Source organism: Pseudomonas sp. JE3303 (assembly GCF_056312565.1).
Window position 1 is genome coordinate 213,960 of record NZ_JBWGIF010000006.1, and the last position, 26,449, is coordinate 240,408.

General features: G+C 61.7%; 31 protein-coding genes and 2 tRNA genes. 14 read left to right on the top strand and 19 right to left on the bottom strand.

Going from position 1 to position 26,449, the window contains the following annotated elements:
- Positions 1–26: 26 nt before the first annotated feature.
- The 4 genes from AC0ZZU_RS10905 to AC0ZZU_RS10920 all read right to left on the bottom strand — a co-directional run bounded on the left by AC0ZZU_RS10905 (position 27) and on the right by AC0ZZU_RS10920 (position 2,723).
- The gene (locus AC0ZZU_RS10905; RefSeq protein ID WP_476340743.1) at positions 27–1,436 is read right to left on the bottom strand and encodes a GGDEF domain-containing protein; all 1,410 of its coding nucleotides are present in this window, start codon (positions 1,434–1,436) and stop codon (positions 27–29) included.
- A 168-nt stretch (positions 1,437–1,604) separates the two neighbouring features.
- Positions 1,605–2,003: a glycine zipper domain-containing protein gene (locus tag AC0ZZU_RS10910; protein ID WP_476340609.1), complete on the bottom strand. Its 399-nt coding sequence runs from the start codon at positions 2,001–2,003 to the stop codon at positions 1,605–1,607.
- A 69-nt stretch (positions 2,004–2,072) separates the two neighbouring features.
- Complete coding sequence (locus AC0ZZU_RS10915) at positions 2,073–2,249, bottom strand: hypothetical protein (RefSeq protein WP_476340745.1); 177 nt, start codon at positions 2,247–2,249, stop codon at positions 2,073–2,075.
- Between the two features lie 168 nt (positions 2,250–2,417).
- Positions 2,418–2,723 carry an RcnB family protein gene (locus tag AC0ZZU_RS10920; RefSeq protein ID WP_158460720.1) on the bottom strand — a complete coding sequence of 102 codons (306 nt, stop codon included), beginning with the start codon at positions 2,721–2,723 and terminating at the stop codon, positions 2,418–2,420.
- A 111-nt stretch (positions 2,724–2,834) separates the two neighbouring features.
- Between AC0ZZU_RS10920 and AC0ZZU_RS10925 the strand changes: the two genes are divergently transcribed.
- Positions 2,835–3,185 carry a hypothetical protein gene (locus AC0ZZU_RS10925; protein ID WP_476340610.1) on the top strand — a complete coding sequence of 117 codons (351 nt, stop codon included), beginning with the start codon at positions 2,835–2,837 and terminating at the stop codon, positions 3,183–3,185.
- A 15-nt stretch (positions 3,186–3,200) separates the two neighbouring features.
- Here AC0ZZU_RS10925 and AC0ZZU_RS10930 read toward each other — a convergent pair whose 3' ends face one another.
- The 4 genes from AC0ZZU_RS10930 to AC0ZZU_RS10945 form a co-directional block, all read right to left on the bottom strand.
- Positions 3,201–3,968: an SDR family oxidoreductase gene (locus tag AC0ZZU_RS10930; RefSeq protein WP_476340611.1), complete on the bottom strand. Its 768-nt coding sequence runs from the start codon at positions 3,966–3,968 to the stop codon at positions 3,201–3,203.
- A 23-nt stretch (positions 3,969–3,991) separates the two neighbouring features.
- Complete coding sequence (locus AC0ZZU_RS10935; protein WP_476340613.1) at positions 3,992–5,059, bottom strand: phosphotransferase family protein; 1,068 nt, start codon at positions 5,057–5,059, stop codon at positions 3,992–3,994.
- 197 nt (positions 5,060–5,256) lie between these two features.
- The gene (locus tag AC0ZZU_RS10940) at positions 5,257–5,574 is read right to left on the bottom strand and encodes an SCP2 sterol-binding domain-containing protein (RefSeq protein WP_158460716.1); all 318 of its coding nucleotides are present in this window, start codon (positions 5,572–5,574) and stop codon (positions 5,257–5,259) included.
- Positions 5,575–5,631: 57 nt separating this feature from the next.
- Entirely contained in the window at positions 5,632–6,342 is a 711-nt protein-coding gene (locus tag AC0ZZU_RS10945) for a histidine phosphatase family protein (RefSeq protein WP_476340615.1), read from the bottom strand.
- A gap of 200 nt (positions 6,343–6,542) precedes the next feature.
- Between AC0ZZU_RS10945 and sohB the strand changes: the two genes are divergently transcribed.
- Positions 6,543–7,559: a protease SohB gene (sohB, locus tag AC0ZZU_RS10950; RefSeq protein WP_476340617.1), complete on the top strand. Its 1,017-nt coding sequence runs from the start codon at positions 6,543–6,545 to the stop codon at positions 7,557–7,559.
- Between the two features lie 154 nt (positions 7,560–7,713).
- Positions 7,714–7,787 (top strand) — tRNA-Cys (locus AC0ZZU_RS10955).
- A 719-nt stretch (positions 7,788–8,506) separates the two neighbouring features.
- Here AC0ZZU_RS10955 and AC0ZZU_RS10960 read toward each other — a convergent pair.
- A complete protein-coding gene (locus AC0ZZU_RS10960; RefSeq protein ID WP_476340618.1) occupies positions 8,507–9,181 on the bottom strand; it encodes a polysaccharide lyase family 7 protein in 675 nt (224 codons plus the stop codon).
- Between the two features lie 134 nt (positions 9,182–9,315).
- Here AC0ZZU_RS10960 and AC0ZZU_RS10965 point away from each other — a divergent pair, with 134 nt between their 5' ends.
- Positions 9,316–9,504 carry a hypothetical protein gene (locus AC0ZZU_RS10965; protein WP_476340619.1) on the top strand — a complete coding sequence of 63 codons (189 nt, stop codon included), beginning with the start codon at positions 9,316–9,318 and terminating at the stop codon, positions 9,502–9,504.
- Between the two features lie 42 nt (positions 9,505–9,546).
- On the opposite strand, the gene AC0ZZU_RS10970 is transcribed toward AC0ZZU_RS10965, so the two are convergent.
- Together AC0ZZU_RS10970 and AC0ZZU_RS10975 are read right to left on the bottom strand one after the other, a co-directional pair.
- Positions 9,547–9,960 (bottom strand): DoxX family protein, encoded by a 414-nt coding sequence (locus AC0ZZU_RS10970; protein WP_476340621.1) that lies wholly within the window; start codon positions 9,958–9,960, stop codon positions 9,547–9,549.
- A gap of 106 nt (positions 9,961–10,066) precedes the next feature.
- Positions 10,067–10,151 (bottom strand) — tRNA-Leu (locus AC0ZZU_RS10975).
- A 332-nt stretch (positions 10,152–10,483) separates the two neighbouring features.
- Here AC0ZZU_RS10975 and AC0ZZU_RS10980 point away from each other — a divergent pair.
- The 3 genes from AC0ZZU_RS10980 to AC0ZZU_RS10990 are packed head-to-tail and all read left to right on the top strand — an operon-like array spanning position 10,484 to position 13,474.
- The gene (locus tag AC0ZZU_RS10980; RefSeq protein WP_476340623.1) at positions 10,484–11,650 is read left to right on the top strand and encodes a two-component system sensor histidine kinase NtrB; all 1,167 of its coding nucleotides are present in this window, start codon (positions 10,484–10,486) and stop codon (positions 11,648–11,650) included.
- Positions 11,651–11,652: 2 nt separating this feature from the next.
- The gene (locus AC0ZZU_RS10985; RefSeq protein ID WP_476340625.1) at positions 11,653–13,098 is read left to right on the top strand and encodes an ATPase domain-containing protein; all 1,446 of its coding nucleotides are present in this window, start codon (positions 11,653–11,655) and stop codon (positions 13,096–13,098) included.
- A 16-nt stretch (positions 13,099–13,114) separates the two neighbouring features.
- Positions 13,115–13,474 carry a response regulator gene (locus AC0ZZU_RS10990; RefSeq protein WP_476340626.1) on the top strand — a complete coding sequence of 120 codons (360 nt, stop codon included), beginning with the start codon at positions 13,115–13,117 and terminating at the stop codon, positions 13,472–13,474.
- A 71-nt stretch (positions 13,475–13,545) separates the two neighbouring features.
- Here AC0ZZU_RS10990 and csrA read toward each other — a convergent pair whose 3' ends face one another.
- From csrA to AC0ZZU_RS11030, 8 genes are all read right to left on the bottom strand, one after another.
- Entirely contained in the window at positions 13,546–13,743 is a 198-nt protein-coding gene (gene csrA / locus AC0ZZU_RS10995) for a carbon storage regulator CsrA (protein WP_324118996.1), read from the bottom strand.
- A gap of 270 nt (positions 13,744–14,013) precedes the next feature.
- A complete protein-coding gene (locus tag AC0ZZU_RS11000) occupies positions 14,014–15,039 on the bottom strand; it encodes a DNA topoisomerase IB (RefSeq protein ID WP_476340627.1) in 1,026 nt (341 codons plus the stop codon).
- Between the two features lie 64 nt (positions 15,040–15,103).
- Positions 15,104–16,192, bottom strand: a complete 1,089-nt coding sequence (gene modC, locus AC0ZZU_RS11005; protein ID WP_476340629.1) for a molybdenum ABC transporter ATP-binding protein — start codon at positions 16,190–16,192, stop codon at positions 15,104–15,106.
- Between the two features lie 2 nt (positions 16,193–16,194).
- Positions 16,195–16,875, bottom strand: coding sequence for a molybdate ABC transporter permease subunit (gene modB / locus AC0ZZU_RS11010; RefSeq protein ID WP_476340631.1), 681 nt, complete (start codon positions 16,873–16,875; stop codon positions 16,195–16,197).
- Complete coding sequence (modA, locus tag AC0ZZU_RS11015; protein ID WP_476340632.1) at positions 16,875–17,624, bottom strand: molybdate ABC transporter substrate-binding protein; 750 nt, start codon at positions 17,622–17,624, stop codon at positions 16,875–16,877. Before modA ends, modB begins: the two co-directional genes overlap by 1 nt.
- 87 nt (positions 17,625–17,711) lie before the next feature.
- Entirely contained in the window at positions 17,712–18,785 is a 1,074-nt protein-coding gene (locus AC0ZZU_RS11020; RefSeq protein WP_476340634.1) for an NAD(P)H-dependent flavin oxidoreductase, read from the bottom strand.
- Positions 18,786–18,807: 22 nt separating this feature from the next.
- Positions 18,808–18,978, bottom strand: coding sequence for a hypothetical protein (locus AC0ZZU_RS11025; RefSeq protein ID WP_476340635.1), 171 nt, complete (start codon positions 18,976–18,978; stop codon positions 18,808–18,810).
- A gap of 6 nt (positions 18,979–18,984) precedes the next feature.
- A complete protein-coding gene (locus AC0ZZU_RS11030; protein ID WP_476340636.1) occupies positions 18,985–19,287 on the bottom strand; it encodes a DUF1883 domain-containing protein in 303 nt (100 codons plus the stop codon).
- Positions 19,288–19,448: 161 nt separating this feature from the next.
- Here AC0ZZU_RS11030 and AC0ZZU_RS11035 point away from each other — a divergent pair, with 161 nt between their 5' ends.
- The 7 genes from AC0ZZU_RS11035 to ahpF all read left to right on the top strand — a co-directional run bounded on the left by AC0ZZU_RS11035 (position 19,449) and on the right by ahpF (position 26,391).
- On the top strand, positions 19,449–19,802 hold the full coding sequence (locus tag AC0ZZU_RS11035; protein ID WP_476340637.1) for a hypothetical protein: 354 nt from the start codon (positions 19,449–19,451) through the stop codon (positions 19,800–19,802).
- 122 nt (positions 19,803–19,924) lie between these two features.
- Positions 19,925–20,572 (top strand): c-type cytochrome, encoded by a 648-nt coding sequence (locus AC0ZZU_RS11040; protein ID WP_476340638.1) that lies wholly within the window; start codon positions 19,925–19,927, stop codon positions 20,570–20,572.
- On the top strand, positions 20,569–21,486 hold the full coding sequence (locus AC0ZZU_RS11045) for a c-type cytochrome (RefSeq protein ID WP_476340639.1): 918 nt from the start codon (positions 20,569–20,571) through the stop codon (positions 21,484–21,486). Before AC0ZZU_RS11040 ends, AC0ZZU_RS11045 begins: the two co-directional genes overlap by 4 nt.
- Positions 21,487–21,655: 169 nt before the next feature.
- Positions 21,656–22,495, top strand: coding sequence for a UTP--glucose-1-phosphate uridylyltransferase GalU (gene galU, locus AC0ZZU_RS11050; RefSeq protein ID WP_158460697.1), 840 nt, complete (start codon positions 21,656–21,658; stop codon positions 22,493–22,495).
- Between the two features lie 102 nt (positions 22,496–22,597).
- Positions 22,598–23,953: a glutathione-disulfide reductase gene (gorA, locus tag AC0ZZU_RS11055; protein ID WP_476340643.1), complete on the top strand. Its 1,356-nt coding sequence runs from the start codon at positions 22,598–22,600 to the stop codon at positions 23,951–23,953.
- Positions 23,954–24,140: 187 nt separating this feature from the next.
- Positions 24,141–24,704: an alkyl hydroperoxide reductase subunit C gene (gene ahpC, locus AC0ZZU_RS11060; protein ID WP_158460695.1), complete on the top strand. Its 564-nt coding sequence runs from the start codon at positions 24,141–24,143 to the stop codon at positions 24,702–24,704.
- Between the two features lie 124 nt (positions 24,705–24,828).
- Positions 24,829–26,391, top strand: a complete 1,563-nt coding sequence (gene ahpF / locus AC0ZZU_RS11065) for an alkyl hydroperoxide reductase subunit F (protein WP_476340645.1) — start codon at positions 24,829–24,831, stop codon at positions 26,389–26,391.
- Positions 26,392–26,449 lie beyond the last annotated feature (58 nt).

Here is a 26,449-nt window from a genome sequence, read left to right on the forward strand (position 1 = left end):
CAGGCTGGGACGCTATGAGCACGCCTTCAGCCGAACCTGCGCTGCGCGCCCGCCAGCACCACTCGGTTGCGGCCTTGCGCCTTGGCCTGGTAAAGGGCCTGGTCGGCTTGCGCCAACAGGCTGTCGAGCGAACTGAGGTTGCCATGGGCTTCGCAACCGCCCAAGCCGATGCTCACAGTGATACGTGCGACTTGACCGCGTTGTTCCACGTAAAGCTCTTGCACGGCGCGGCGCAGTCGCTCGGCGGTGAATCTGCCTTGCTCGGGGGACTGGCCGGGCAGGACCACGACGAACTCTTCGCCCCCCAGTCGTGCGAACAATTCGCCGTCGTGCAGGTGGTCGCGGACAGTCTGGGCAAAGAGCCTGAGTACCTGGTCACCCTGGGCATGACCATACCGGTCGTTGATGGCCTTGAAGTGATCGATGTCCATCATCAGCACTGACAGAGGCAGTGGCTGGGCGTGCTGCTGCCGGGCCTGAAGCAGCGCATTGGCCTGCAGGGTAAAGGCACTGCGGCTCAGCGCGCTGGTCAGGTGATCGGTGTCGGCTCGATGCCTGAGCTGGCGCAGGAGGCTGCGGTTAGCCTGGCTGACACAGGCCACTACCAGGGGGCCCAGCACCAGCATGGCGATACCCATGCGCGCGGACATCAGCGCCGTGATGCCTTGCCCTGACTGCGGGATGTTGAAATGCATGAGGTGCTGCGCCACCGCGACGATCAGTGCACTGCCGGCCAGCAGCGTCAGCAGGGCGACCAGAAATGGCGAATAGGTCAAGGCACACCAGAGAAGGGCGGCGATCGGGAAAGCAATGGCTCCCGGGCCGCCGAGAGCAATGCTCAGCGATAGTGAGACCAAGAGCACCAGGAGAGGGGCGAGGCGTATCGGCTGGCTGCTACCACGCAACAAGGCACTGGGGGACGGTGCGGTAAGCATCGCCGGGAGGATCAGGATACTCGTGGAGAACTGTTCGCTGAACCAGGCCAGCCACGTGGCGCGCAGCGACTGCTCGAACCAGGGTGCGGCCATGACGCAGGCCAGGCTGGCGGCTACTGTCGCACCCGCCGCGCAGGCGCCGAACAAGCACAGGACGCCGTGGGGCGTGCGCAGGCGCCGGTGGGCGCGGGGCAGGCGGATCAATAGTTGCCGCACGGTAATGATCACGCTGAGGTTGCACAGGTTGAGCCACAGTGCAGGCTGCCATTGGCTGCCGCAGGCAAGGTCTGCACCTGTCATCGCCAGGTAGATCGATATGAAGCCGAGCGGAGTGGCCTGGCGCGGATAGCGTAGCAGCACACCGGCGATTACCGCGTTGACCGGCCAGAACAGCGACAGCGACTCGATCGGACGTGCCAGGATGCCGGCCAGTGTCAGTCCGAAGGTCAAGCTCGCCAGTAGCATCAATGGCGCCAGTCGGGAGTAGGCGGGCTTTACCATGAAGGTTTGGCCGGCAAGCAGAGACGGGATCCACGACATCTTCCGGAACCTGGATTTTTGGATCCAACCAGTGTGGTAAAGATGCCTACTGATGTCAATTGGATATTATCGAGGCTGTGCGCGGCATCTCGCAAGCCCATGAAAAACCCCGCCGAAGCGGGGTTCTTGTTATCTGTGGCGGTGACGGCGCTTGTGCTTCTTCTTGCTGCCGTCGTTGTCACCCAGGTGATTGCCTATCGCACCCCCTGCGGCGCCTCCCAGGCCTGCGCCGATGGTCGAGCCGCTCGAGCCGCCCATCTTGCCGCCGAGCAGCGAGCCGCCGGCCGAACCCAGGCCGCCACCAATGGCTGCCTCGGTACGATTGCCCTTGCGGGCGCCGACGGCGCTACCCGCGGCGCCGCCGACGCCTGCGCCGATTGCTGCGCCCGCGCTGCCACCCATTTGCTGGCCGACAACGTTACCCAGAACGCCTCCAAGTCCGCCGCCAATGGCAGCAGTACCGTCACCGGCCAGTGCGCTCTGGCACAGCAACAGGCCCAGCGCGAAACAAGGCAGAGTCAAACGCATGGTATGAACCTCGAAAAAATCAGTCAGGGAACAGGGCGCCGCGCGAGTGGCGGCTGGCCCGGGGGGAAATCAGCGGTAGCTGCGGCCTTGATAGCGGCGATCGTCGTCACGGTCATGACGGCGGTCGTGCTTGTGACGGTGGTCGTCACGATAGCCGCCGTCACGGTCATGGTAATGGTGGCTATGGCAGCCGGTAAGCAACAGCACGGTGGCTACCAGCGAAATGCTTGCAAGACGGGTCAGCACAATATAGGTCCTTGATCAGCAAGGGTTTCCTTGGTAACACTTCAGACCGGCAATTCTCCATTTTGTTTCCATGCAGGCAAAATTTTACCGTCTCTGAAGGACAGTAATTGATTCGCTGGTGTCAGCAGGGTGGCGCACGGCCATGCGCCGAGCCCTGCCGCAGATAGTTTACTTGGCCGGCTTGATGTCGAGGATTACTCCATTGGTAATCTGAACCAACACGTAGTGGTCGCCCATTTTTACCCAGTGGCTTTCCTTCTTGGGCTCGGGCAGGCCCTTGGCTTTCCAGCCGGCGAACGCCGCATCATCGCGTTTGTATTGATCGGGTACCTTGTCACCGACCTCTACTTCGCGGTTGCGAGTTTCCGGTTCCTGGATGCTCTCCTCGGATGGCTGGGCCGCGATGGCCGGCACAGACAGGTAGGACAGGCTGGTGCCCAGGATCAGGGCGGACAGTAGCGAGCGAGAGTTCATGCAGGTTTCCTTCTGAATGCGTGTGTTATTGCGACCTGCGGGGGCACTCAGGAATTCAATTTGTCGGCGCAGCAGTGCTAGAGTCCGCTTCTTTGATTTCGAGGATTCATCATGCGAGTTGTCCTGGGGTTGTCTGCAGCGATGCTGCTGGCCGGTTGTGCGTCGTCGACCATGGAAGCGGCACGTGGCCACGCGCCGACCGCGCAGCTGGATTCACAGAAAGCCCAGGAAATCGTCGCCCAGTGCCTGCAGTTCAGCTGGCAGGACGAGGCGGTGTTCGGGGTCGATGCCAGTGGCTACCTGGAGCCGCGCAAGCAGGGCGGCTTCACCGTCTATACCCGCGACGCCGAGTCGTTCGCCGACATCTACACACAAGCCGGGGGCACGCGTGTCGATTACTACGCCCAGAAAAACGACAGCGTTGCTCTGCGCCGCAAGGCTGCTGCGGCGACCTGCCTGTAGCGGCTCCGTGCTGGATCAGGACAGGAAGCCACCGTCCACATTGAGCGCCACGCCTGTAGTGTAAGTTGACGCGTCGCTCGCCAGGTACAGCACCGCGCCGGCCATTTCCTTCGGGTCGGCGACGCGCTTGAGCGGGATCTGCTGCAGGGCGACGTTGAGGATGGCATCGTTTTTCACCAGCGCCGAGGCAAACCGGGTATCGGTCAGCCCCGGCAACAGGGCGTTGCAGCGGATACCAAACTGGGCGCATTCCTTGGCGAAAACCTTGGTCATGTTGATCACCGCCGCTTTGGTGACCGAGTAGATGCCCTGGAAATGCCCGGGCGACACGCCATTGATCGACGCTACGTTGATGATGCTGCCGCCGCCCGTTTCCCGCATCAGCTTGCCAGCTTCGACTGACATGAAGAAATACCCGCGGATGTTCACATCCACCGTCTTCTGGAAGGCGCCAGGATCGGTATCCAGGACGTTGCAGAACTGCGGGTTCGTCGCGGCATTGTTGACCAGGATGTCCAAACGCCCGAACTGTTCGCGGATGGCGGCAAATGCCTGGGCGATCTGCTCCATTTCACCGATATGGCAAGCCACCGCCGTGGCCTTCCCACCTGCGGCGACAATGGCCTCGGCGACCTGCTGGCAACCTTCGAGCTTGCGGCTGGAGACGATCACATGGGCCCCTTGCTGGGCGAGCAGGTGCGCAATCGCCTCACCAATACCGCGGCTGGCACCGGACACAAAGGCAATCTTGCCGTCGAGGTCGAACAGTTGGGTCTTGGGCATGGTGTTTTCCTGTTTGGGTGTCGTCAGAGGCTGGACTTGGCGATGACCTGCAGGCTCATCTGCTCCAGCAGCGCGTTCATGTGGATGAACTGGGCAAAGCGCTTGTCCTGGGTCTGGCCATGGTAGAAACGGTAGTAAATCTGCTGCACGATCCCGGCCAGACGAAACAGGCCGTAGGTGTAATAGAAGTCGAAGTTGTCGATGGCGAGCCCTGCGCGCTCGGCGTAATAGTCGACAAACTGGCGCCGGGTGAGCATGCCGGGGGCGTTGCTCGGCTGGCGGCGCATCAGTTGCACCGGAGCCGGGTCGCCCGCCTCGATCCAGTAGGCGAGGCTGTTGCCCAGGTCCATCAACGGGTCGCCGATCGTGGCCATTTCCCAGTCCAGCACGCCGATGATCTGCATGGGGTTGCTGGCGTCCAGGATCACATTGTCGAACCGGTAGTCGTTATGCACGATGGCCGGACGCGGATGGTCTCCGGGCATCTTCTCGTGCAGCCAGGCGGTCACCTTTTCCCAGCGTGGCGCGTCCGGGGTCAGGGCCTTGGCGTAGCGGGCGGTCCAGCCTTCGATCTGGCGCTGCACATAGCCCTCGGGTCTGCCCAGGTCCGCCAGGCCGCAAGCGCTGTAGTCGACCTGGTGCAGTTGCACCAGGCGGTCGATGAAACTCTTGCACAGGGCCTCGGTGCGGCTGGCGTCCAGCCCCAGCCCAGGCGGCAGGTCTGCGCGAAGGATGATGCCCTGGACCCGCTCCATGACATAGAACTCGCCGCCGATCAGCGACTCGTCGGTGCAATGCGCATAGGCTTTGGGGCAGAAGGGAAAGCCTGCGTTGAGCTGGTTGAGGATGCGGTATTCGCGGCCCATGTCGTGGGCGGACTTCGCCTTGTGGCCAAAGGGCGGTCTGCGTAGCACCAGCTCCTGGCCGGGATACTGGATCAGGTACGTGAGGTTGGAGGCGCCTCCAGGGAACTGGCTGATCACCGGCGCGCCGGACAGGCCAGGGATCCGGGCCTTGAGATAGGTGTCGATGACTGCTTTATCGAGTTCTTCGCCGGGGCGTACCTGGGTGGACTGGTCGGTGAGCGTCATGCATCTGCCTTATTGTCGTAGGTCAGTGACTAGTGGCTAATCTAATTCTCGGGCGGGACCGGAACAAGCGTCCCAATGCCTTATTGGCGCGGGTGTTACCCATCGATCAACGCTCCTGATGCGTGCGTTCACGCGTTCAAAAAAAAGACCGAAGCGCATCACGCTTCGGTCTTTCTTCCTGGCTGGGTCCCCAGTACTCAGGCTGGGAACAGCTCGCTGAGCTTCATCGACAGCATCATGTCGCCCTCGACTCGCAGCTTGCCGCCCATGAAGGCCTGCATACCGTCGGTCTCGCCGCTGACCAGGCCCTTGAGGGTCTCGCTGTCCATCACCAGGGTGCAGTTGGCATCGGGGTTTTCGCCTTCCTGCAAGTCGCAGGTGCCGTCCTTGATGATCAGCGCGTAGTGCTTGTCTTCGTCGGTGATGTTGAAACCGAACACCAGGTCCAGGCCAGCGGCGGCGGCAGGGTTGAACTTGGCTTGCATCGCTTCGACAGCTTTTGCTACATCGCTCATGGTGTGTTCCTTATCTAGTGGTGGTGACGGCCGCCAATGGGCCGTCATGGGCCGGGCCTATCGATAGGTGACAAGCTCCGGCGCCCTCAGCAGCTGCACATGGGCTTGGCTGTTGAAGGAAGCCAGGGCCACGTCGCGGCCGCGGTACTTGAGCTGGCTCAGCGACGTGTTGATGATCTGCCAGTTGAGCGCGAAGGCTTGGCTGGGTGAAATCCGGGTAACCAGGTGGAGCATGGCGGCGATGGTGCCGCCCGAAGTGAAGATGGCGATGTTCTCGCCACTGCCGGCCTGCCCCAGCACCCGTTGCAGGCCCGCATCGACGCGGGCGATGAACGCCTGCCAGCTCTCCAGGCCGTCACTGGGATGCTCGCCATCATGCCAGCGCTGCACCATCAGGGCGAACAGGCGCTGGAACTCGCTGCGGTTCTGCAAGACATTGCCCAGCACATGCGGCGCCTCTGGCTCCTCTGGCAGCAGGCCTGGCAGCAAGGCGCGAATGACACCTTCGGCATCGAACTCGTTGAAGGCTGGATCCGTCTCGATGGCAGGCGCCGTGCAACCCGCATCGTGCAGGCACTGGAGCGTCAGCCGCGCGGTGTCCTGCTGGCGCCGGAGGTCACCGGCAATACAGCGGTCCAGGCGCAGGCCCAGTTGGACCAGGTGTTCGCCAAGCGCCTGACTCTGCTGCACGCCCACGGGGGAGAGGACGTCGTAGTCGTCGGCACCGAATGAAGCCTGGCCATGTCGGATCAGATAGATGCTGCCCACGTCGGTCATCCGGCAGTGGTGAGGGTTGCTGCGAGGTTAGGTTGCAGCCGGGTGGCTGTCAACGAGAAAACATACAAGCGTTTGAAAAGGTCGTTTGAACTGTGTTGCGAGCATTTTCCCGTGCTGGCAGCCAGGGGGACGCACCGGTATGCTTGCAACAGTTTCGCGCCGCGACGGCGCAGGTATATCAAGGAGTCAATGTGGAGTTTCTTGCCGAGTACGCAAGTTTTCTCGCCAAAACGGCAACCCTGGTGATCGCCATCCTGATCATCCTCTCGGGTATTGCTGGCTTGCGCAGCAAGGGCCGGCGCAAGGCTGGCGGGCAATTGCAGGTCACCCGCCTGAACGATTTCTACAAGGAGCTTCGCGAACGACTCGAATCGGGCCTGTTCGACAAGCCCCAGCTCAAGGCGTTGCGCAAGCAGCAGGCCAAGGCGCTCAAGCAGCAGAAGAAAAAGCCGGACGAGAAGGGCCGCGTGTTCGTGCTCGATTTCGACGGCGACATCAAGGCCTCCGCCACCGAGAGCCTGCGTAACGAGATCACGGCGCTGCTGACCCTCGCTACTCCGCGCGACGAGGTGGTCCTGCGCCTCGAAAGCGGTGGCGGGCTGGTGCACAGCTACGGCCTGGCGGCCTCGCAACTGGCGCGTATCCGCCAAGCGGGCGTGCCGTTGACCGTGTGCATCGACAAGGTGGCCGCGAGCGGTGGCTACATGATGGCCTGCATTGGCGAGAAGATAATCAGCGCGCCGTTCGCCGTGCTCGGCTCGATTGGCGTGGTGGCCCAGCTGCCCAACGTCAACCGCCTGCTGAAGAAGCACAACATCGACGTCGAAGTACTCACTGCCGGCGAGTACAAGCGCACCCTGACTGTGTTTGGCGAAAACACCGAGAAGGGCCGCGAGAAATTCCAGGACGACCTCGACGTCACTCACAAGCTATTCAAGGACTTCGTTTCCCGCTATCGCCCACAGCTGCACATCGACGATGTCGCCACCGGCGAAGTCTGGCTGGGGGAGGCCGCGCTCAACAAGCAACTGGTGGACGAGCTGCGCACCAGTGACGAGTACCTCAGCGACCGTGCCCGTAACGCCAACCTGTACCATCTGCATTATGCCGAACGCAAAAGCTTCCAGCAGCGCGTGGGCCTCGCGGCCAGCAGTTCGATCGAGAGCGCCCTGATCAGCCTATGGAGCAAGCTTGGGCGCTTTCGCTAAGGCTTTGACCACCTTGAAGATTTTTTCCATTCAAGGGGTTGCAAGCTGTCTGCAATGCGGACATAATGGCGTCCATTGAAGCGCAGCAAGCTTGAAAAAGTTCAGCGTTTTCAAGGAGATAGCGAAGCGTCAAGCTGCTGTTTCCGAACTTTGAGGCCGAGTAGCAAAGTGGTTATGCTCCGGATTGCAAATCCGTCTACGCCGGTTCGATTCCGACCTCGGCCTCCATTATTTGAAAAGCCCCGCAGATGAAAATCTGCGGGGCTTTTTCTTGTGCCTCTGATACTGCCCGATCTCAAAAGTTGACCGCATAGAAGCAAGTCATATTGGCCAGCAAGCGGGGTGTGGGCTATTACTCCTTGTTCGCAATAAACCGAAACAAGGGGGTCACATGGCTTGGGTTGTCCAACTGACCGACAGTGAAGGCAATGTACTCTACAGCTCCGGGCTGTCCTCCAGCGGAACGCGGGTGGTTTGCAGCGCTGCGATCGAGGCTGAAACCTTCGATTCAGAAGCCAAGGCCAGGTCGATGTTTTTCTGGATTCACCGCAATGCGGATCTGCAGCGCTTCGACTTGAAGGCGGTATCGCTTCCTGCGTTTGACCAGGAAGGGGGTGCCAGTGCGCCTTTGATGAAATCCGGGACTGCACTTCCGGGCCTGCTGGGGGGTCATACTCGTACACGATGAGGAGATCCCCATGACAGACGAGAGCAAGCCCCAGCAAGAGCGTACCAATGTCCCCGCGCATTCCACCGAGGAAGAAAAGGCGCGGCTCAAGGACAGGAACAAGGACGGCATTCCCCCCGGGGCGGAATGACTGGAAGCGATCGCCAGACAAAGAAAAACCCGCCAGTGGCGGGTTCAAAGAACGTATCGAAGCCTGGTCAGTGTGCCTGGCTAGTTGTCGTAAATTCGTGAAGACCGTGTCATTAGGACATTCATGAATTTATTCATGCATCAGTTGCAGGTCACTGATCACACACACCGATCCATCCTCGGCCAACGTGGCGTTGCTGTAGTCAATCTGGTTATAGACACCGCCATGGAAGTTGAAGGTCTGGGCCTGCCACGTTGCCGCCATCTGCATCGGGCCGGATGTTCCCGTACGCCCGTTGCATTGGGCGGTAACCGTGGCAACGCCTTGGCCGGTGACTTCGATGGTCACGCTGAAACGCGACCCCAGTGGCACGTCTGCAAGTACATTGCTGCTGACAGGAGTGACCTGGTTGAAGTCCTGGCGGAAACCCAGTGTGATCTTGCCTTTGTTCCAGAACACCTTGATGGCAGGGCTGTCGTCGCCTTTGACATGCAGTTGTGAGATCACCACTTTCAACGCGGCATTGACTTTTTCCAGGGTCATTTCCTGCAGGTTGCGGTGGGTCGTTGCGCTTGCCAGTGGCCAGTAGGTGGTCTCCTTCCACTCGCAGCGGGTCCGGTGGGTGCTCTTGCTTGAAGCCCCACGGGTTGGGGCGCTCATGCGGATGGAACCGTCGTCCAGGCGTTTGATGACTTCTGGCAAGGTTGCCAGGGCCTGCGCGCCGCTGAGTTCGAGCGCTACCGGGTTGGTAGGGGATTTTGCAACTGGGGTAGTGATGGTCAAGTTGTCCATGTTTACAGCCATCGTATATCTCCTCGGTGAAAAATCAGACGCTACCTATTTGTCCGAGAAGACGGATAAAGTTCCATTGGCCTGCCCGCAATTGACCTCAGGGCTCGTTAGGCCTATACAGGCGGCCAGCAAAACAGGAGCCGCCCATGCACGACGAAGATGACATCCACGAGCCGGAGCACGATCACCTGCTCGATCACGAATTCCACGAGCGCGAGGAGCAGGAGCCGGATGCGTCCTCGTTTGAGGACGCGCTGGATGAAGATGAGGACGAAGCGCTGGCGGACGAGCTCGATGGCATGGACCACCCCGCCTGGCATGACGATGTCGAATGAGCCGGCGCGGCCCTCGCAAGACCGCGTCGTGGGCCAACTGTCTTAGCGGCGATCGAGCGAATAACGCCCTGCGCCGGTCACCGCAAGTAGCAGCAGCCCGCCAACAATGCTCAGGTTCTTGAAGAACTGAACCGTGTTGGCGCTGCGCTCAGGATCGACCATGTTCCAGAACGGATGGCCGATCAGCGCTGTGCCGGTCACAAACAGCGCAAACAGCAGCGCCAGCGGCCTGGTGTAGAAGCCCAGCACCAGCAGGATCCCGACAATCAATTCCATGATCACGGCTATTACCGCTGCCAGTGTGGGCGCTGGCGCGCCGAGAGAGGCGAGGTAGCCGACCGTGCCATCGAAAGCGGTGAGCTTTCCCCAGCCGGCGGATATGAACAGAATCATCATGAAAACACGGGCTATAAGAATGATGACGTCGCGTTGACCTTCTAGCAGGCTGTAGCGCATGGCGGCATTTCCAGTGGACAGGGTCACCTTCCACTCTAGCCGCAGGCAGCGTCCCTCGCGGACGCCAGACAGCAAAAAGGCGCCTTCAAGGCGCCTTCGTCAAAAATGGTGCGAGTGGCGGGACTCGAACCCGCAAGGCTCACGCCGGCAGATTTTAAGTCTGCTGTGTATACCAATTCCACCACACTCGCATGCTTGAAAGGGTCGGTGACCGGCACGCTTCAAACAAGAAGAGCCCAGGAGCCAATGTGTTTGCTCCGCAATCAAGCGCGCTTTATAACCCATCGTTATAGGTGCGTCAACCGCGCGGCTTTTTTCCATCGGCATAGGGTAGCGCCCGGACGCCGCGCATGACGAGTTGATTGACGTCGCGATATCATTGGGCCATCCTTTTTGGCTTTAAGTCTTTACCCTACATCGACGCGGCAAACCGATCGAATGCTGAAGTTTGTCTTCCCAGGCGTTGTCCGCGAGCGCTATTGTCTAGGCTCATTACAATACTGCAGTGCCTTGTGGAGTCACCATGGTGTCGACAGACTGCCCAGATCTTCCGGTGATGGCCGCTACTCGCTATGAGCAATTGGTCCAGTCGGTTGTCGATTACGCCATCTACATGCTCGATCCCACTGGCCGTGTCGTGTCTTGGAATGCTGGCGCCCAGCGCATCAAGGGCTACCGTGCGGAAGAAGTGATCGGCCGGCATTTCTCGTTGTTCTTCACCGAACAGGATTGCGCTGATGGCCGGCCTGAACGGTTGCTCAAGCTCGCCTTGACCACGGGTGTGGCGCAGGACGAAGGCTGGCGCCGGCGCAAGGATGGCACCCAGTTCTGGGCGCTGGCGGCGATGGACGTGATCCATGACGAGCACGGCCAGGTCATCGGGCTGGCCAAGGTCACCCGCGACATCACGGACCGGCGCGATTCGGCCTTGCAACTCGACGCCATGCGCGCCCAGCTGTTCCATGCGCAAAAGCTTGAAGCACTGGGACAGTTGACCGGCGGCCTCGCTCACGACTTCAACAACCTGCTGACCATCATCCTCGGCTCTGCCAGGCTGGCGCGCGGCAGTCGCGATCCCAAGCGCATCGAGCGTCTGCTCGAGCATATTCTCGATGCCGGCGAACGGGGCTCCGCGCTCACCGGGCAACTGCTGAGCTTTGCCCGGCACAAGCACCTCCGCGTGGCCCGCATCGATGCCCGCGAGCTGGTCGAGTCCACCCGCGGCCTCGTGTCCCATGCCCTGCCGCCTGGCATCGAGCTTAGCGAAAACCTTGCGGCCGAGCTTCCGGCCATCAAGGTCGATGCGGAACAATTGCAGATGGTGCTGCTCAATCTCATCTTCAACGCCCGTGACGCCATGGGCGAGGAGGGGCTTATCACGCTCCAGGCCACCGCCAGCGAGCTGCGTGGCGAAGTGGACGACTTGCATGGACACTTCCTGCGGCTTGACGTGCGGGACACCGGCAGCGGCATTCCCGCCGATGTAATGCCTCGCATCTTCGAGCCATTCTTCACCACCAAGGCTTTCGGCAAGGGCACCGGGCTCGGGTTGAGCCAGGTGTATGGCTTCGCCAAGCAAAGCAACGGAGCGATTACCGTGACCAGCAAGGTAGGCACAGGGACGTGCATGAGCCTGTACTTGCCGGTCTGGCACGCGCACGACGACAACCTGAACAGAACCGGTGACTGACGATGGTCGAATCACTGAAACGTCTAGCCTCGGGTATCACAGGGCTCGACCACCTGCTCCAGGGTGGGCTCGTGGCAGGATCTTCCTATGTCATCCAGGGCCATCCCGGATCGGGCAAGACAATCCTGGCCAATCAGCTGGCCTTCAATCATGTCAGGCAGCAGGGGCGGGTGCTTGTCGCCACCTTGCTGAGCGAGTCCCATGAGCGGTTGTTCCAGTACCTTTCCACCCTGGAGTTTTTCGATCAGAGCATGATCGGCAACCAGATCCAGTTCGTCAGTGCGTTTGACGTGCTGGAGGAGGACGGCCTGGGCGAGGTAGTGAAGATCCTGCGTCAAGAGATCGCGCGTCAGCAGGCCAGCCTGTTGATCGTCGACGGGTTGCTCAACGCCCGGTCGCGGGCCGAAACGTCGCTCGATACGAAGAAGTTCATCTCCGAGCTGCAGGGGCATGCGGCCTTCGCTGGCTGTACCGTGCTGCTGCTGACCAGCTCGCGGCTGGAGGAAGGCAGCCCCGAGCACACCATGGTGGATGGGGTGATCGAACTGAGCGAACAGCTGTTCGGCAGCCGTGCAGTGCGTCTGATCCAGCTGCGCAAGACGCGTGGCAGCGGCGCAATGGCGGGTCTGCACGAGTTCGAGATCGGCCAGGCCGGGTTGCAGGTCTACCCGCGTCTGGAGTCGCTCTACAGCCTGCCGAGCCACCCCGGTGCCGACATCGTGACCCGCACTTCAAGTGGGACCGAGTCGCTCGACCAGGTTCTCGAGGGCGGGCTTCCCAAAGGCGCCATCACCTTGGTGATGGGACCGTCAGGCATCGGCAAGACCTCCCTGGGCCTGAGCTTTCTCGCGGCTTCTACCGCCGCCGAGCCGGGACTGCATTTTGGTTTCTACGAGACGCCCGAGCGTCTGCGCCTGAAGGCCAGTGCACTGGGTCACGACTTCAAGGAGCTCGAGCGCAGGGGGGTGTTGCACCTCTGCTGGCAGCCGACCACCAGGGGATTGCTTGACCAGGTGGGCGCGCGGTTGCTGGACATGGTCCAGACCCAAGGGATCAAGCGCGTGTTGATCGACAGTCTTGGCGCTTTCCATCGCCTGGCGAACAATCCGGCGCGGCTCAACGAGTTCTTCTGCGCACTGACCGGGGAGCTGCGTGCCCGGGGCGTGACCGTGGTGCTCACCTGGGAAATGCGCGACATTTTCGGCTCGGAGATCAACGCCCCGGCGCCCGACCTCTCAAGTATCGTCGACAACCTGCTCCTCATGCGTTTCGTCGAGCATGATGCGCGTCTGAAACGCATGCTTTCCGTGCTCAAGGTGCGTGACAGTGACTTCAATCCGGAACTGCATGAGTTTGTGATCAGTCACAATGGCATAACCCTGCGCCAGAGCTTTGCAGGCGTCAGCGGTGTTCTTTCGGGTACACCCGTGCCCGCGAGTGCGGGTTGATGATAGGTAGTGAACAATGCACACCATCCTGATCGTCGATGACGAGTACCTGATCGCCGATATCCTGGGCTTCGCCCTGGAGGATGCAGGCTTCCTGGTCGAGAAGGCCAGCAATGGGCGCAAGGCCTTGGACGCCCTGCGGGACAAGCGGGTGGAGCTGGTGATCACCGACTACATGATGCCGGTGCTCAACGGTGAGGAGCTGGTCCGGGCGATACGCGAGGAGCTGCAGCTGCTCGACCTGCCGGTGATTCTCATGAGCGGCGCGCAGGCCAGCCAGGGACGTAACCGTCCGCAGTTGTTCTCCGCGGTGTTCGACAAGCCGTTCGACATGGACAGGATGATTGCCAAGGTGCACGAACTGCTCGACACCTGAGACTGGAAACAGGATCCCGCATGGGCGGGCAATCGGGTCAAGCGCATCCGTGCGGCTTGAAGCAGCAGTCATCAGTGTTGATCTTCTCCCTTTTCCGGCGCGGGATTGCCAGCCTGGATACGTTTGAAGATTTCTTCACGATGAACCTGTACGTCCTTGGGCGCATCGATGCCGATCCTCACTTGCATCCCTTTAACGCCCAAAATGGTGACTTTGATGTCATCGTCGATGACGATGCTTTCGCCAACCTTACGGGTGAGTATCAGCATGTAATTCTCCTTGGTGATGTAGAGTGCCGCGCAGTGGTCTCACCGCGCGGCCGGGAGCGGGGCCCCTTGGCCTGTCCCTCTTCCTTATCATTAAAGACGCTTTCGGCGGATATTAATTCCCCCGCAGGCAAATTCTGCTGCCTGTCTTTAGTTGCAGGAGCCGACAGACAAAGTGTGTTTGCGCTGTCAGCGGAGGTGCTCTGAGGGGAAGGATAGGGGGCTTCGAAGCAGATGGGAAATTTCTCTGCATGATGAAGGGCATAGACGTCCTCAATCAGCGACAACTGCCGCTTGCAAGTTTTGCAGGAACAGCAGAAGTGCTACTTCCTCGGGCTCCAATCCCTTGCGCGAACGTGTGCGGGGCAGAGCGGCCAGTTGCCCGAGCGTGAAGTGTTCCAGCACCGCCGGGTGAATGTAGCAACGTCGACAGACGGCCGGCGTGTTGCCCAACCGCGCGGCCACCTCCCGCACAGTCGTCGCGACTTGCCGCTTGGCTTCGGTGTCCGGCTCCCAGGCCAGCGGCCTCAACAGGTGGAGCGCCAGTGCGCTGCCAGCCCAGGTGCGGTAGTCCTTGGCAGTGAAATCAGCGCCTGTGAGGCTCTGCAGGTAGAGGTTGATGTCGCTTGAGCCGATGCTGTGCCGCTGGCCGTGCTCGTCCAGATACTGGAACAGCTCCTGCCCCGGCAAGTCGAGACAGCGCTTGACGATCCCGGCCAGCCTGCGGTTGCGCAAGGTGACATTGTGCTCTACGCCGCGCTTGCCACGAAAGTTGAAGCGGATGGTGCTCCCTTTGACCTCGACGTGACGGTTGCGCAGGGTGGTCAGTCCGTATGACTTGTTGTCGCGCAGGTAGCGGCGGTTACCGATACGGATCAGGGTGTTGTCAAGCAGGCTCACCACCAGCGCCATGACCTTCTCGCGATCGAGTCCTGGCCGGGACAGGTGGGTATCTACCTGTTTGCGCAGCTTGGGCAAGACCTTGGCAAAGGCCAGCATGCGTCCGTACTTGTGCTCGTCGCGGTGCTCGCGCCATTGGAGGTGATAGCGATACTGCTTGCGCCCGCGCGCGTCGCGGCCTGTGGCCTGGAGGTGACCTTGGGGGTCGCTGCAGATCCACACATCGGTATAGGCCGGCGGGATTACCAGGGCGGCGATGCGGGCAAGCGTGTCCTTGTCGGTGACGCGTTCGCCGTCGGCGTCGTGATAGATGAAGCGGCCACGCCACAGGCGCCGGGTCAGGCCCGGTTGGGTATCGTCCACATAGTGCAGCGTCCGGGGCAAAGGGCAGTCGAGCATGGGCATGATCCATTGACGGTGAGTCTAATCAATGGACCGCGCCGCTTCGCCACGGTGCCGGATTTCAACCGAGCAGCGCCACAGACTTGATCTGCGCCCACAGCGCCTGCCCTGGATGCAGCCCGAGCTGGTCGGCAGAGTAGCGGGTGATGCGGGCCATCAGCTGGTTGCCGGCAGCATCGAGGCTGACCAGCACGTGGGCGGCATTGTCAGCGGGCCTGGACGCGAGGACCCGTACCGGAAGGCGGTTGAGGATGCTGGAGGCGCAGTCTTCGGTCAGGCTCAGGCTCACGTCCCGGGCCTGCACCTTGACCCGTAGCAGGGTGCCGCTGGCCTGCGCCGGATGGGCAATGCGCAGCATCGGGCCATCGCCCGGCAGTTGCAGGTCGAGCAACTGGTAGTGCGGGTCATGCCCGCGCACTTGCCCTTCGAACACCACGCCAGCGTCTTCGCCCTGGGCAAGCGGCAGGTCCAGCCGGGCCAGTGTTTCGGCGATGGGTCCGCTGGCCTGGACCTTCCCCTGTTCAAGCAGCACCAGGTAATCGGCCAGGCGCGCGACCTCGTCCTGGGCATGACTGACATAGACAAGCGGGATATCCAGCTCGCCATGCAGCCGTTCGAGGTAGGGCAATATTTCTCGCTTGCGTGGCCCATCCAGAGCCGCCAGGGGCTCGTCCAGCAGCAGCAGGCGCGGGCTGCTCAACAGCGCCCGGGCGATGCCCACGCGCTGCGCCTCGCCGCCGGACAGCGTGGCAGGCTTGCGCTCGAGCAGGTGATCGATGCCCAGCAGTTGGCAGGCCTGGTCAAGACCGATGGTGCGCTCGCGGGGCGCGATGCGTCGCCAGCCGAACTCCAGGTTGCCGCGTACCGTCATGTGCGCGAACAGGCTCGGCTCCTGGAACACATAGCCCACAGGGCGCTTGTGCGGGGGCAGGAAATAACCGCGCTCGGCGTCTTCCCACACCTCGCCGTTGACTTCGGTATAGGCACTGGAGGCGCGTTCGAGCCCGGCCAGGCAGCGCAGACAGGACGTCTTGCCCGACCCCGAGTGGCCGAACAGGGCACTGATGCCGCTCCCCGGCAAGCGCAGGTCGACATCCAGGGTAAAATCGTCTCGGCCCAGGGTCAGCCGGGCAATGATCGCGTTGCTCATGTTCAGCTCCAGCCGGCCTTGGTGCGGCGACCGCCATACAGCATCAGCAGCACCAGGAAGGAGAACACCAGCATGGCACCAGCCAGCCAGTGCGCCTGCGGATAGGCCATGGCCTCGACGTGATCGAAGATCTGCACCGACACCACGCGAGTCTTGTCGGGGATGTTTCCCCCGATCATCAGCACCACGCCGAATTCACCGACGGTATGGGCAAAACCCAGGATGCTCGCCGTGACAAAGCCTGGCCGTGCCAGCGGCAGCGCCACGTGAATGAATGTGTCCCACGGACTGGCGCGCAGGGTCGCGGCCACTTCAAGCGGGCGCTCGCCGATCGCGGCAAAGGCGTTTTGCAACGGCTGCACCACGAACGGCATGGAATACACCACCGAGCCGATCACCAGGCCCGCGAAGCTGAACACCACGGTGCCCAGGCCGAGAGCCTGGGTGGCCTGGCCGATCCAACCGTTGGGGCCCAGAGCGATCAGCAGGTAGAAGCCGATAACCGTCGGCGGCAGCACCAGTGGCAGCGCCACCACCGCGCCGATCGGCCCACGCAGCCAGGAACGCGTGCGCGCCAGCCACCAGGCGATCGGCGTGCCTACCAGCAGCAGTATCAGTGTGGTCAGGCTCGCCAGTTTCAGCGTAAGCCAGATCGCCTCAAGGTCGCTGGCGTCGAGCGGCATCAGATTTCGTAACCGTAGGACTTGATAACCTCGGCGGCCTTGGGGCCCTTGAGGTATTCAACCAGCGCCTTGGCGGCCGGGTTGTCCTTGCCTTTGGAGAGGATCACCGCGTCCTGTCGAATCGGCTCATGCAACTGGGCCGGGACGATCCAGGCCGAACCGCTTTGCACCTTTCCGTCCTTGAAGATCTGCGACAACGCGACGAAGCCGAGTTCGGCGTTGCCGGTGGAAACGAACTGGTAGGCCTGGGTGATGCTCTGGCCCTCGACCAGCTTGGACCGGGTGGCCTCGGTCAGCTTGAGCTTGTCCAGCACCTGGGTGGCGGCCAGGCCATAGGGTGCGGTCCTGGGGTTGGCGATGGACAGATGCTGGAAGGCATTTGCCTTGAGGATATCCCCCTTGTGGTCGACGTAGCCTTCCTTGGCCGACCACAGGGCGAGCGTGCCGATGGCGTAGGTGAAACGCGAGCCTGGCACGGTCTGGTTTTCCGCTTCGAGCTTGGCCGGGGTACTGTCATCGGCGGCCAGGAACACCTCGAACGGAGCGCCATTCTTGATCTGCGCGTAGAACTGCCCGGTCGCGCCAAAGGCAGCTACCAGCTTATGACCGGTGTCTTTCTCGAAGCCCTTGGCCAAGGCCTGGACAGGGGCGGTGAAATTGGCGGCGACCGCCACCTGGACTTCGTCGGCCCAGGCGCTGCTCAGGGTGAACAGGGAGGCCAGGGCGAGGGGATAGAAGCGGATACGCATGAAGACAGCTCCAACGGCCGGTTATCGTTATGTGGTGGACTATATAACGACAACCTGCACAACGGAATATCCTCCGCGGTGCCGCCTCTACGAATTGATCGCGTCGCTGGCCTGCTGCGCGATCGTGCGAGTCAACTCCCCCGCATCCATTGCCACGCCCAGCCGCAACCCCTGGCCCGCCCACAGGTTGCTGAAATCACTCGACTCCCGGGGCTCGCTGATCGCGCGCAGGGGGATCAGCGCGCCACCCGCCAGGGGAAAGCGCGGCGCAAGCTCGTTCACCGGTCCAAGCTCGCGCATGATGCGGTTGTTGATACCGCGCGCCAGGCGCCCGGTAAACAGGTTGGTCAGCGAAGTCTCGCTGGCCGGCGCAGTGTCCAGGGCTCGCCGATGGGCAGGCGACACCTTGGCCTGTGGGCTGAACAGATAGGCCGTTCCCATCTGCACCGCCGAGGCACCGAGGGCGAGCGCGGCGACCAGGCCACGATGATCGCCAATGCCGCCCGCGGCGATCACCGGCAACTTCACGGCGTCCGCTACCTGCGGTACCAGCGCGAAGGTGCCGATCTGGCTGTGAATGCTTTCGGTCAGGAACATGCCGCGATGGCCACCGGCTTCATAGCCCATGGCGATGATCGCGTCACAGCCGTGGGCTTCAAGCCACAAGGCCTCTTCCACCGTCGTGGCGCTGGAGAGCACCTTGGCGCCGCTGGCCTTGACCCGTTGCAGCAGGGCAGCCTCCGGCAGGCCGAAGTGAAAGCTCACCACCTCCGGGCGCATCGCCTCCACCAGCTGGCAGCCCTGCTCGTCGAACGGCGCACGGTTGGACACCGGCGCCGGCGCGGCAAGGTCCACGCCCAGTTCGTCATAGTAGGGCTTGAGGGCCTGCTTCCAGCCCGCCTCACGCGCGGCGTCGGGCGCTGGGGGCTGGTGGCAGAAAAAGTTGAGGTTCAGCGGGCCTTGGCAGGCCGCCCGAAAAGTCTCTATATCGGCGCGCACCTGATCGAGGGTCAGCATGGCGCAGGGCAGGGCGCCCAGGCCGCCGGCATTGCCCACGGCAATCGCCATGGGAGCGCCGCTGGCACCCGCCATTGGCGCCTGGAGGATGGGCACCTCGATGCCCAGAAGGTCGAGAATGCGGCGATCGGGCCAGGTGCTCATGACGGAATTCCTTATGAGGGGTTTACAAGGCCTTGCTGACGTGAATCTCGGTGATGTTGGCGGTGTCTTCGCCATGGATCTTGCGCAATGCTTCCAATGCCTGCTCTTCACTGGCGTCGGGCAGCAGCGCGAAGTCCCAGCGGCGCTCGCCGTCGAGCTTGTACTTGATCACATACTTGATGGTCTGGGTCATGGCGGCTTATCTCAGTCTCGATGACGAGCGACGGATGATCTTGATCTTGTGCTTGAAGGTCGGCTTGGTCACCGCCGAGAGTGCACGCGGGCCCACGGTGTCGATGGTGATGTTCCAGAAACCGGTGCTGGGCACGGTGATCTTGGCAGGGAAGTCGACGAATGCGCCACCGTGGTAGGTATGGCGGCCGCCATTCTTGAAACTACGGAAGTTGGCGTCGTTCATCAGACGGATGTTGCAGCGCTGGGTGCACTCGATAACGACGATATCGTCCTCGTTAAGGTGCTCGCGCTGGTGTACGAATTTCATGGGGCGCTCCGCAAGGGAAATGTTCAGCAAACGCGAAAGATACCACGATGTCGGGGTACACTGCCGCGCTCGGTACTGGGCCAGGGATAAATCTGCCAATCGAGGGAGCAAAACGGTCCGAATAGGGTCAAAAAATTTCTTTATGGCAGAGGGGCTTTCCAATGAAGTGGGTCGTGGCAGCGGCGGCAGTGACGTTGGGTGGGTGTGTCAGCGTGTCTGAGCTCGAACGCTCGCATGAAACGATGGATGTGATGTCTGGCAAGTCGCCGCGTGAGTACGCTGATTGCGTCAAGCAGAACCTCGCCAAGACGCGCGAAACGCTGGATGAAGAAGTCCGTGGCGATGGCTTGCGCCTGATAGTCCCGCAGAAGCTGGGCGCGGGGCCTGCTGCTCTGGTGGATATCGACAAGCGTGGCAGTGGCAGCAGTATCAAGGTATTCGAGCGGCTCAACAACTTCCCGTTGCGCTTGGGTGATGTACGCACTGCGGCAACCCGGTGTATCTCTGGTTCTTGATCCAGCTCAGCAAATACGCAGTTTGCAGGCCGTTTGCCGTTTCCTCCGCCTGACCGGCGTTGTTCCGGTCAGGCTATAGCCCTACTATCCGTAGGCCTATAACGAGGAAATGGAGTCCCGTGATGTACCTTTTTGGCCGCTTCCTGATCAGCATGCTGGTCAGCGCCTGGCCGGCAGCGCACGCAGCCGACGGCCAGGCAATCTTCGCCCAAGGTGGGCAAGACCCCGCCGCCATGGCTTGCCTGGGCTGTCATGGTCCTTACGGCAAGGGGGTCGCCGCGGCGGGCTTTCCTCGCCTGGCAGGCCTGCCAGCAGGTTACCTGAGCAAGCAACTGCATGACTTCCGCAATGGCAGTCGCAAGCACGCCATCATGGAACCGTTGGCCAAGGCGCTGAGCGATGGGGAAATCCAGGCTGTCAGCGCCCTGTTGGCCGGCATGCCCGCCGCCCCTGCTCCTACGCTGCGTCGTCAGCAGATGAGCAACGATCCCCCTGAGAAAATGGCCCTTTATGGCGACTGGAGTCGGCAGATTCCGGGCTGCATCCAATGCCACGGCCTCGGTGGCGGTGGAGTGGGCGAGCATTTTCCACCTCTGGCCGGCCAGCCGGCGAGTTATCTGGCGGCTCAGTTGAATGCCTGGCGCGATGGCAGCCGACGCAACGACCCTGACCAGATGATGGCAGGGGTCGCCAAGGCCATGACCGATGCCGAGGTCATGTCGCTCGCCGAGTACTTTGCCAATCTCGCCAGTCTGGAGGTCAAGCCATGAAGCGTTCGATGCTTTTGCTTGCGTGGATGGGGCTGGGTTACGCCCACGCAGCCCCTGTCGTCATGGAAGATCAGTCCCAGCTGAAGGTCCCCGGCAGCCAGGTTGCACCGGTGTTTTCACCCCCGTCCGAGCGTGAGCTGCCGGATAACGCCTTCGGGCAGATGGTTCGTGAGGGGCATGCGCTGTTCGTCAACACGCGCCGGCTGATGCCTGAAGCGGTGGGTAATGGCATGAACTGCAGCAACTGCCATCTCGACCAGGGCCGTATGGCCCACTCGGCGCCGCTGTGGGGCGCTTACCCGATGTATCCGGCCTATCGCAAGAAAAACGACAAGGTGAATACCTTTGCCGAACGTATCCAGGGATGCTTCCAGTTCAGCATGAACGGCACGCCGCCTGCCGCCGACAGCCGACAGATGACGGCCCTGTCCGTGTATGCCTACTGGCTGGCGAGCAAGGCACCGATCGGCGTGGAAACCCCTGGGCGAGGCTACCCGGACGTCCCGCAGCCAGCAGGCGGTTACGACTTCAAGCGCGGGCAGGAGGTCTATCAGGCGCACTGCGCGATCTGCCACGGCGAGCAGGGTGAAGGGCAGCAGGTGGCGGGCGACTATGTGATGCCGCCGCTGTGGGGCAAGGGCTCCTACAACTGGGGCGCCGGGATGCACCGGATCAATACGGCGGCGTCGTTCATCAAGCACAACATGCCCCTTGGCAAGCCCGGCAGCCTGAGCGACCAGCAGGCGTGGGATGTGGCCGCCTGGATCAATCGTCACGAACGGCCCCAGGACCCGCGGCTGGTGGACGGTTCGGTGGAAAAGACACGGCTCAGGTTTCATGCCGGTGATGGCGTGAACGTGTACGGACAGGAAGTGGATGGTGTACTGATCGGGCAGGGAACGGGGGGCAGTTGATCGGCCGCGAAACTCTTTATGTGGGGAATCTTTACGAACCTTTGGAACTATCTACACTGGGGTATCTCTATCAAGGCGTTGTTCTGCCCAAGGCGCGGCATTGTAAGGTGACCGCCGCCTGATTAGACTGCGCCGAACCACGTAGGCAAGCCCCTAGTTAAGGACGTATATGATCAAGAAATGCTTGTTCCCGGCCGCCGGTTACGGCACCCGCTTCCTGCCCGCTACCAAAGCCATGCCCAAGGAAATGTTGCCGGTGGTCAACAAGCCACTGATCCAGTATGGCGTTGAAGAAGCACTGGACGCTGGCCTGAGCGAGATCTCCATCGTTACCGGCCGCGGCAAGCGCGCGCTGGAAGACCACTTCGACATCAGCTACGAGCTCGAAACCCAGATCAAGGGCACCGACAAGGAAAAATACCTGGTCGGCATCCGTCGCCTGCTCGACGAGTGCTCCTTCTCCTACACCCGCCAGACCGAAATGAAGGGCCTGGGCCACGCGATTCTGACCGGCCGCCCACTGATCGGCGACGAGCCGTTCGCCGTGGTGCTGGCGGACGACCTGTGCGTCAACCTCGAAGGTGACGGCGTGCTCAAGCAGATGGTCAAGCTGTACGAGCAGTTCCGTTGCTCGATCGTCGCCATCCAGGAAGTCGATCCGCAGGAAACCAACAAGTACGGTGTGATCGCCGGCGAGATGATCCGCGACGACATCTACCGCGTTCACTCCATGGTCGAGAAGCCAAAGCCTGAAGACGCCCCGTCCAACCTGGCGATCATCGGCCGCTACATCCTCACTCCTGATATCTTCAAGCTGATCGAGGAGACCGAGCCGGGCAAGGGTGGTGAAATCCAGATCACCGACGCGCTGATGAAACAGGCGCAAAACGGCTGCGTGATGGCCTACAAGTTCAAGGGCAAGCGCTTTGACTGCGGCGGCGCCGAGGGCTACATCGACGCGACCAACTTCTGCTTCGAGCACTTCTACAAGACAGGCAAGGCGTACTGAGTTCGACTCGTTCCCTGCATGCGAAGCCACCCCTAGGGGTGGCTTTTTTGTTCCTGGCGCCAGTCGGCGGTATGCTGGGCGCCTGCCAAGGAGACTGAATACATGGCCTACGATTTTGATCTGTTCGTGATTGGTGCCGGGTCCGGCGGTGTACGCGCTGCGCGCTTTGCCGCAGGCTTCGGCGCAAAGGTGGCCGTTGCCGAAAGCCGCTACCTGGGAGGCACCTGCGTCAACGTCGGTTGCGTGCCGAAGAAACTGCTGGTGTACGGCGCGCATTTCGCCGACGACTTCGAGCAGGCCTCTGGCTTTGGCTGGACGGTGGAAGATGCCCAGTTCGACTGGGGCACGCTGATCGCCAACAAGAACCGCGAGATCGAGCGCCTCAACGGCATCTACCGCAACTTGCTGGTCAACAGCGGCGTGACCCTGCTTGAAGGCCACGCCCGTATCACCGGCGCCAATGAAGTCGAGCTCGACGGCAAGCGCTATAGCGCTGAACGCATTCTCATCGCCGTCGGCGGCTGGCCGCAGATTCCTGACATTCCGGGCAAGGAACTGGCCATCAGCTCCAATGAGGCGTTCTTCCTCAAGGAATTGCCGCGGCGCGTGCTGGTGGTCGGCGGCGGCTACATCGCCGTGGAATTCGCCGGGATCTTCCAGGGCCTGGGCGCCAGCACCACCTTGCTCTACCGCAAGGAGCTGTTCCTGCGCGGCTTTGACGGCTCGGTGCGCACGCACCTGAAGGAAGAGCTCGAGAAACGCGGCCTGGACCTGCAGTTCAACAGCGATATCCAGCGTATCGACAAGCAGCAGGACGGCAGCCTCAAGGCCACCCTCAAGGACGGCCGCGAGCTGGCCGCCGACTGCGTGTTCTATGCCACCGGCCGGCGCCCGATGCTCGACAACCTCGGGCTGGAAAACACCGGTGTGGAGCTCGACGAGAAGGGCTACATTCGCGTCGACGACCAGTACCAGACCACCGCGCCGTCGATTCTTGCCATTGGCGATGTGATCGGCCGCGTTCAGCTCACTCCGGTGGCGCTGGCTGAAGGCATGGCGGTTGCACGCCGTCTGTTCAAGCCTGAGCAGTACCGCCCGGTGGACTACCAGAACATTCCCACCGCCGTATTCAGCCAGCCGCCGATTGGCACTGTGGGCCTGACCGAAGAGCAGGCGCTGGAAGCCGGGCACCAGGTGCAGGTGTTCGAAAGCCGGTTCCGGCCGATGAAGCTGACCTTGACCAGCGTCCAGGAAAAGACCCTGATGAAGCTGGTGGTCGACGCCCAGACCGACCGCGTGCTCGGCTGTCACATGGTCGGACCGGATGCTGGCGAGATCGTCCAGGGGCTTGGCATTGCGCTCAAGGCTGGCGCGACCAAGCAGCAGTTCGACGAGACCATCGGAGTGCACCCGACGGCGGCGGAGGAGTTTGTGACGATGCGTACGGTTACGCGCTGATGTGTTGAACTGAGGCCTTTTCGCGGGCAAGCCCGCCATAAGGGCCTCAGCTCAATCCCTTCTATTAATATTCTCCTGTTATAGCCAAAACCAATCATCAGCATGAACTTTGCCAATGAGCCATCCGCCGCCTCATTGGTTAGGATTCTCCCATCAAGTTTTCCAAACCCCTGAAGGAGCGTCACTCATGCCTATCATCAACAGCCAGGTAAAACCGTTCAACGCTACCGCTTACCACAACGGCGAGTTCGTCGACGTGTCCGAAGCCAACCTCAAGGGCAAATGGTCGGTAGTGTTCTTCTACCCAGCCGACTTCACCTTTGTCTGCCCAACCGAGCTGGGTGACCTGGCCGACAACTACGACGAGTTCCAGAAACTCGGCGTCGAGATCTACGGCGTGTCGACCGACACCCACTTCACCCACAAAGCCTGGCACGACACCTCGGAAACCATCGGCAAGATCAAGTACCCGCTGATCGGTGACCCGACCCACGTCATTTCGCGCAACTTCGACGTGCTGATCGAAGAAGCCGGCCTGGCCGACCGCGGTACCTTCGTGATCAATCCGGAAGGCCAGATCAAGATCGTCGAGCTGAACGACGGCGGTGTAGGCCGTGACGCAACCGAGCTGCTGCGCAAGGTCAAGGCTGCCCAGTACGTTGCTGCTCACCCAGGCGAAGTCTGCCCGGCCAAGTGGAAAGAAGGCGAGGCCACCCTGGCCCCATCGCTGGACCTGGTTGGCAAGATCTAAGACCGTGAGCCAGCCACGGGCGGTGAGCAACCGCCACTTCTAAGTTCTCATCGCCCCGCCAAAACGCCCGGGCACCTGTGCCTGGGCGTTTTTATTTGCACAATCGAAAAAGGAAATCGCCCGTATGTTGGACGCCACTCTCAAATCGCAACTCAAAGCCTACCTGGAGCGGGTCACCCAGCCGATCGAGATCGTTGCATCCCTCGACGACGGCGCGAAATCCCGCGAAATGCACGACCTGCTGGTCGAGATCACCAGCCTGTCGACCCAGATTTCCCTGCGCGTGGACGGTGACGACGCCCGTCGCCCATCGTTCTCGCTCAACCGCCCAGGGGGCGATATCAGCCTGCGCTTCGCCGGCATCCCCATGGGCCACGAATTCACCTCGCTGGTGCTGGCGCTGCTGCAAGTCGGCGGTCACCCTTCCAAGGCCAGTGCCGATGTGATCGCGCAAATCGCATCGCTCAAGGGCGAGTTCAATTTCGAGACCTACTTCTCGCTGTCCTGCCAGAACTGCCCGGACGTGGTCCAGGCGCTGAACCTCATGGCCGTGCTCAACCCCAATGTGCGCCACGTGGCCATCGACGGTGCGCTGTTCCAGGACGAAGTCGAGGCGCGCAAGGTCATGGCCGTGCCGAGTCTGTACCTGAACGGCGAAGTGTTTGGCCAGGGCCGCATGGGCCTGGAAGAAATCCTCGGCAAGATCGACACCAGTGCCGGTGAACGCCAGGCCGAGAAGATCAACGCCAAGGACGCCTTCGATGTGCTGGTGGTCGGTGGTGGACCTGCCGGTGCGGCGGCTGCCATCTATGCGGCGCGCAAGGGCATCCGTACCGGTGTCGCGGCCGAGCGCTTCGGCGGCCAGGTGCTCGACACCATGGCGATCGAGAACTTCATCTCGGTCCAGGAGACCGAAGGGCCCAAGCTGGCCACCGCCCTGGAAGAGCACGTCAAGCAGTACGACGTCGACATCATGAACCTGCAGCGCGGCGAAGCACTGATCCCGGCTACCGACGGTGGCCTGCACGAAGTACGCCTGGCCAGTGGTGCCTCGCTGAAGGCCAAGACCGTGATCCTGGCCACCGGCGCCCGCTGGCGCGAGATGAACGTGCCGGGCGAAAAGGACTATCGCAACCGTGGTGTGGCCTACTGCCCGCACTGTGACGGCCCGCTGTTCAAGGGCAAGCGCGTTGCGGTGATCGGCGGGGGCAACTCTGGCGTGGAAGCGGCGATCGACCTGGCCGGCCTCGTCGCCCATGTGACCCTGATCGAGTTCGACAGCCAACTGCGTGCCGATGCCGTGCTGCAGCGCAAGCTGCACAGCCTGCCCAACGTCAAGGTAATCACCAGTGCGCTGACCACTGAAGTGCTGGGCGATGGTCAGAAGGTCAACGGTTTGCGCTACAAGGATCGCACCACGGAGGAACTGCATGACGTGCAGCTCGAAGGCATCTTCGTGCAGATCGGCCTGCTGCCCAACACTGACTGGCTCAAGGGCACGGTCGAGCTGTCGCCGCGCGGCGAGATCATCGTCGATGCCAAGGGCCAGACCAATGTGCCAGGCGTGTTCGCGGCGGGTGACGTGACTACCGTGCCTTACAAGCAGATCGTCATCGCCGTGGGCGAGGGCGCCAAGGCCTCCCTGGCAGCCTTTGACCACCTGATCCGCACCTCGGTGCCAGCGTAAGACTCATCCGGGCCTGTGCCAAGGGTGTCTATAGTGAACATGGACACCCTGTCGCAGA

Bases quoted from the DNA above. Each gene is read 5' to 3' on its own strand.
- AC0ZZU_RS10905 (WP_476340743.1), bottom strand. From the start codon at position 1,436: ATGGTAAAGCCCGCCTACTCCCGACTGGCGCCATTGATGCTACTGGCG.
- AC0ZZU_RS10910 (WP_476340609.1), bottom strand. From the start codon at position 2,003: ATGCGTTTGACTCTGCCTTGTTTCGCGCTGGGCCTGTTGCTGTGCCAG.
- AC0ZZU_RS10920 (WP_158460720.1), bottom strand. From the start codon at position 2,723: ATGAACTCTCGCTCGCTACTGTCCGCCCTGATCCTGGGCACCAGCCTG.
- AC0ZZU_RS10925 (WP_476340610.1), top strand. From the start codon at position 2,835: ATGCGAGTTGTCCTGGGGTTGTCTGCAGCGATGCTGCTGGCCGGTTGT.
- AC0ZZU_RS10930 (WP_476340611.1), bottom strand. From the start codon at position 3,968: ATGCCCAAGACCCAACTGTTCGACCTCGACGGCAAGATTGCCTTTGTG.
- AC0ZZU_RS10935 (WP_476340613.1), bottom strand. From the start codon at position 5,059: ATGACGCTCACCGACCAGTCCACCCAGGTACGCCCCGGCGAAGAACTC.
- AC0ZZU_RS10940 (WP_158460716.1), bottom strand. From the start codon at position 5,574: ATGAGCGATGTAGCAAAAGCTGTCGAAGCGATGCAAGCCAAGTTCAAC.
- AC0ZZU_RS10960 (WP_476340618.1), bottom strand. From the start codon at position 9,181: ATGGCTGTAAACATGGACAACTTGACCATCACTACCCCAGTTGCAAAA.
- AC0ZZU_RS10965 (WP_476340619.1), top strand. From the start codon at position 9,316: ATGCACGACGAAGATGACATCCACGAGCCGGAGCACGATCACCTGCTC.
- AC0ZZU_RS10970 (WP_476340621.1), bottom strand. From the start codon at position 9,960: ATGCGCTACAGCCTGCTAGAAGGTCAACGCGACGTCATCATTCTTATA.
- AC0ZZU_RS10980 (WP_476340623.1), top strand. From the start codon at position 10,484: ATGGTGTCGACAGACTGCCCAGATCTTCCGGTGATGGCCGCTACTCGC.
- AC0ZZU_RS10985 (WP_476340625.1), top strand. From the start codon at position 11,653: ATGGTCGAATCACTGAAACGTCTAGCCTCGGGTATCACAGGGCTCGAC.
- AC0ZZU_RS10990 (WP_476340626.1), top strand. From the start codon at position 13,115: ATGCACACCATCCTGATCGTCGATGACGAGTACCTGATCGCCGATATC.
- csrA (WP_324118996.1), bottom strand. From the start codon at position 13,743: ATGCTGATACTCACCCGTAAGGTTGGCGAAAGCATCGTCATCGACGAT.
- AC0ZZU_RS11000 (WP_476340627.1), bottom strand. From the start codon at position 15,039: ATGCTCGACTGCCCTTTGCCCCGGACGCTGCACTATGTGGACGATACC.
- modC (WP_476340629.1), bottom strand. From the start codon at position 16,192: ATGAGCAACGCGATCATTGCCCGGCTGACCCTGGGCCGAGACGATTTT.
- modB (WP_476340631.1), bottom strand. From the start codon at position 16,875: ATGCCGCTCGACGCCAGCGACCTTGAGGCGATCTGGCTTACGCTGAAA.
- modA (WP_476340632.1), bottom strand. From the start codon at position 17,624: ATGCGTATCCGCTTCTATCCCCTCGCCCTGGCCTCCCTGTTCACCCTG.
- AC0ZZU_RS11020 (WP_476340634.1), bottom strand. From the start codon at position 18,785: ATGAGCACCTGGCCCGATCGCCGCATTCTCGACCTTCTGGGCATCGAG.
- AC0ZZU_RS11025 (WP_476340635.1), bottom strand. From the start codon at position 18,978: ATGACCCAGACCATCAAGTATGTGATCAAGTACAAGCTCGACGGCGAG.
- AC0ZZU_RS11030 (WP_476340636.1), bottom strand. From the start codon at position 19,287: ATGAAATTCGTACACCAGCGCGAGCACCTTAACGAGGACGATATCGTC.
- AC0ZZU_RS11035 (WP_476340637.1), top strand. From the start codon at position 19,449: ATGAAGTGGGTCGTGGCAGCGGCGGCAGTGACGTTGGGTGGGTGTGTC.
- AC0ZZU_RS11040 (WP_476340638.1), top strand. From the start codon at position 19,925: ATGTACCTTTTTGGCCGCTTCCTGATCAGCATGCTGGTCAGCGCCTGG.
- AC0ZZU_RS11045 (WP_476340639.1), top strand. From the start codon at position 20,569: ATGAAGCGTTCGATGCTTTTGCTTGCGTGGATGGGGCTGGGTTACGCC.
- galU (WP_158460697.1), top strand. From the start codon at position 21,656: ATGATCAAGAAATGCTTGTTCCCGGCCGCCGGTTACGGCACCCGCTTC.
- gorA (WP_476340643.1), top strand. From the start codon at position 22,598: ATGGCCTACGATTTTGATCTGTTCGTGATTGGTGCCGGGTCCGGCGGT.
- ahpC (WP_158460695.1), top strand. From the start codon at position 24,141: ATGCCTATCATCAACAGCCAGGTAAAACCGTTCAACGCTACCGCTTAC.
- ahpF (WP_476340645.1), top strand. From the start codon at position 24,829: ATGTTGGACGCCACTCTCAAATCGCAACTCAAAGCCTACCTGGAGCGG.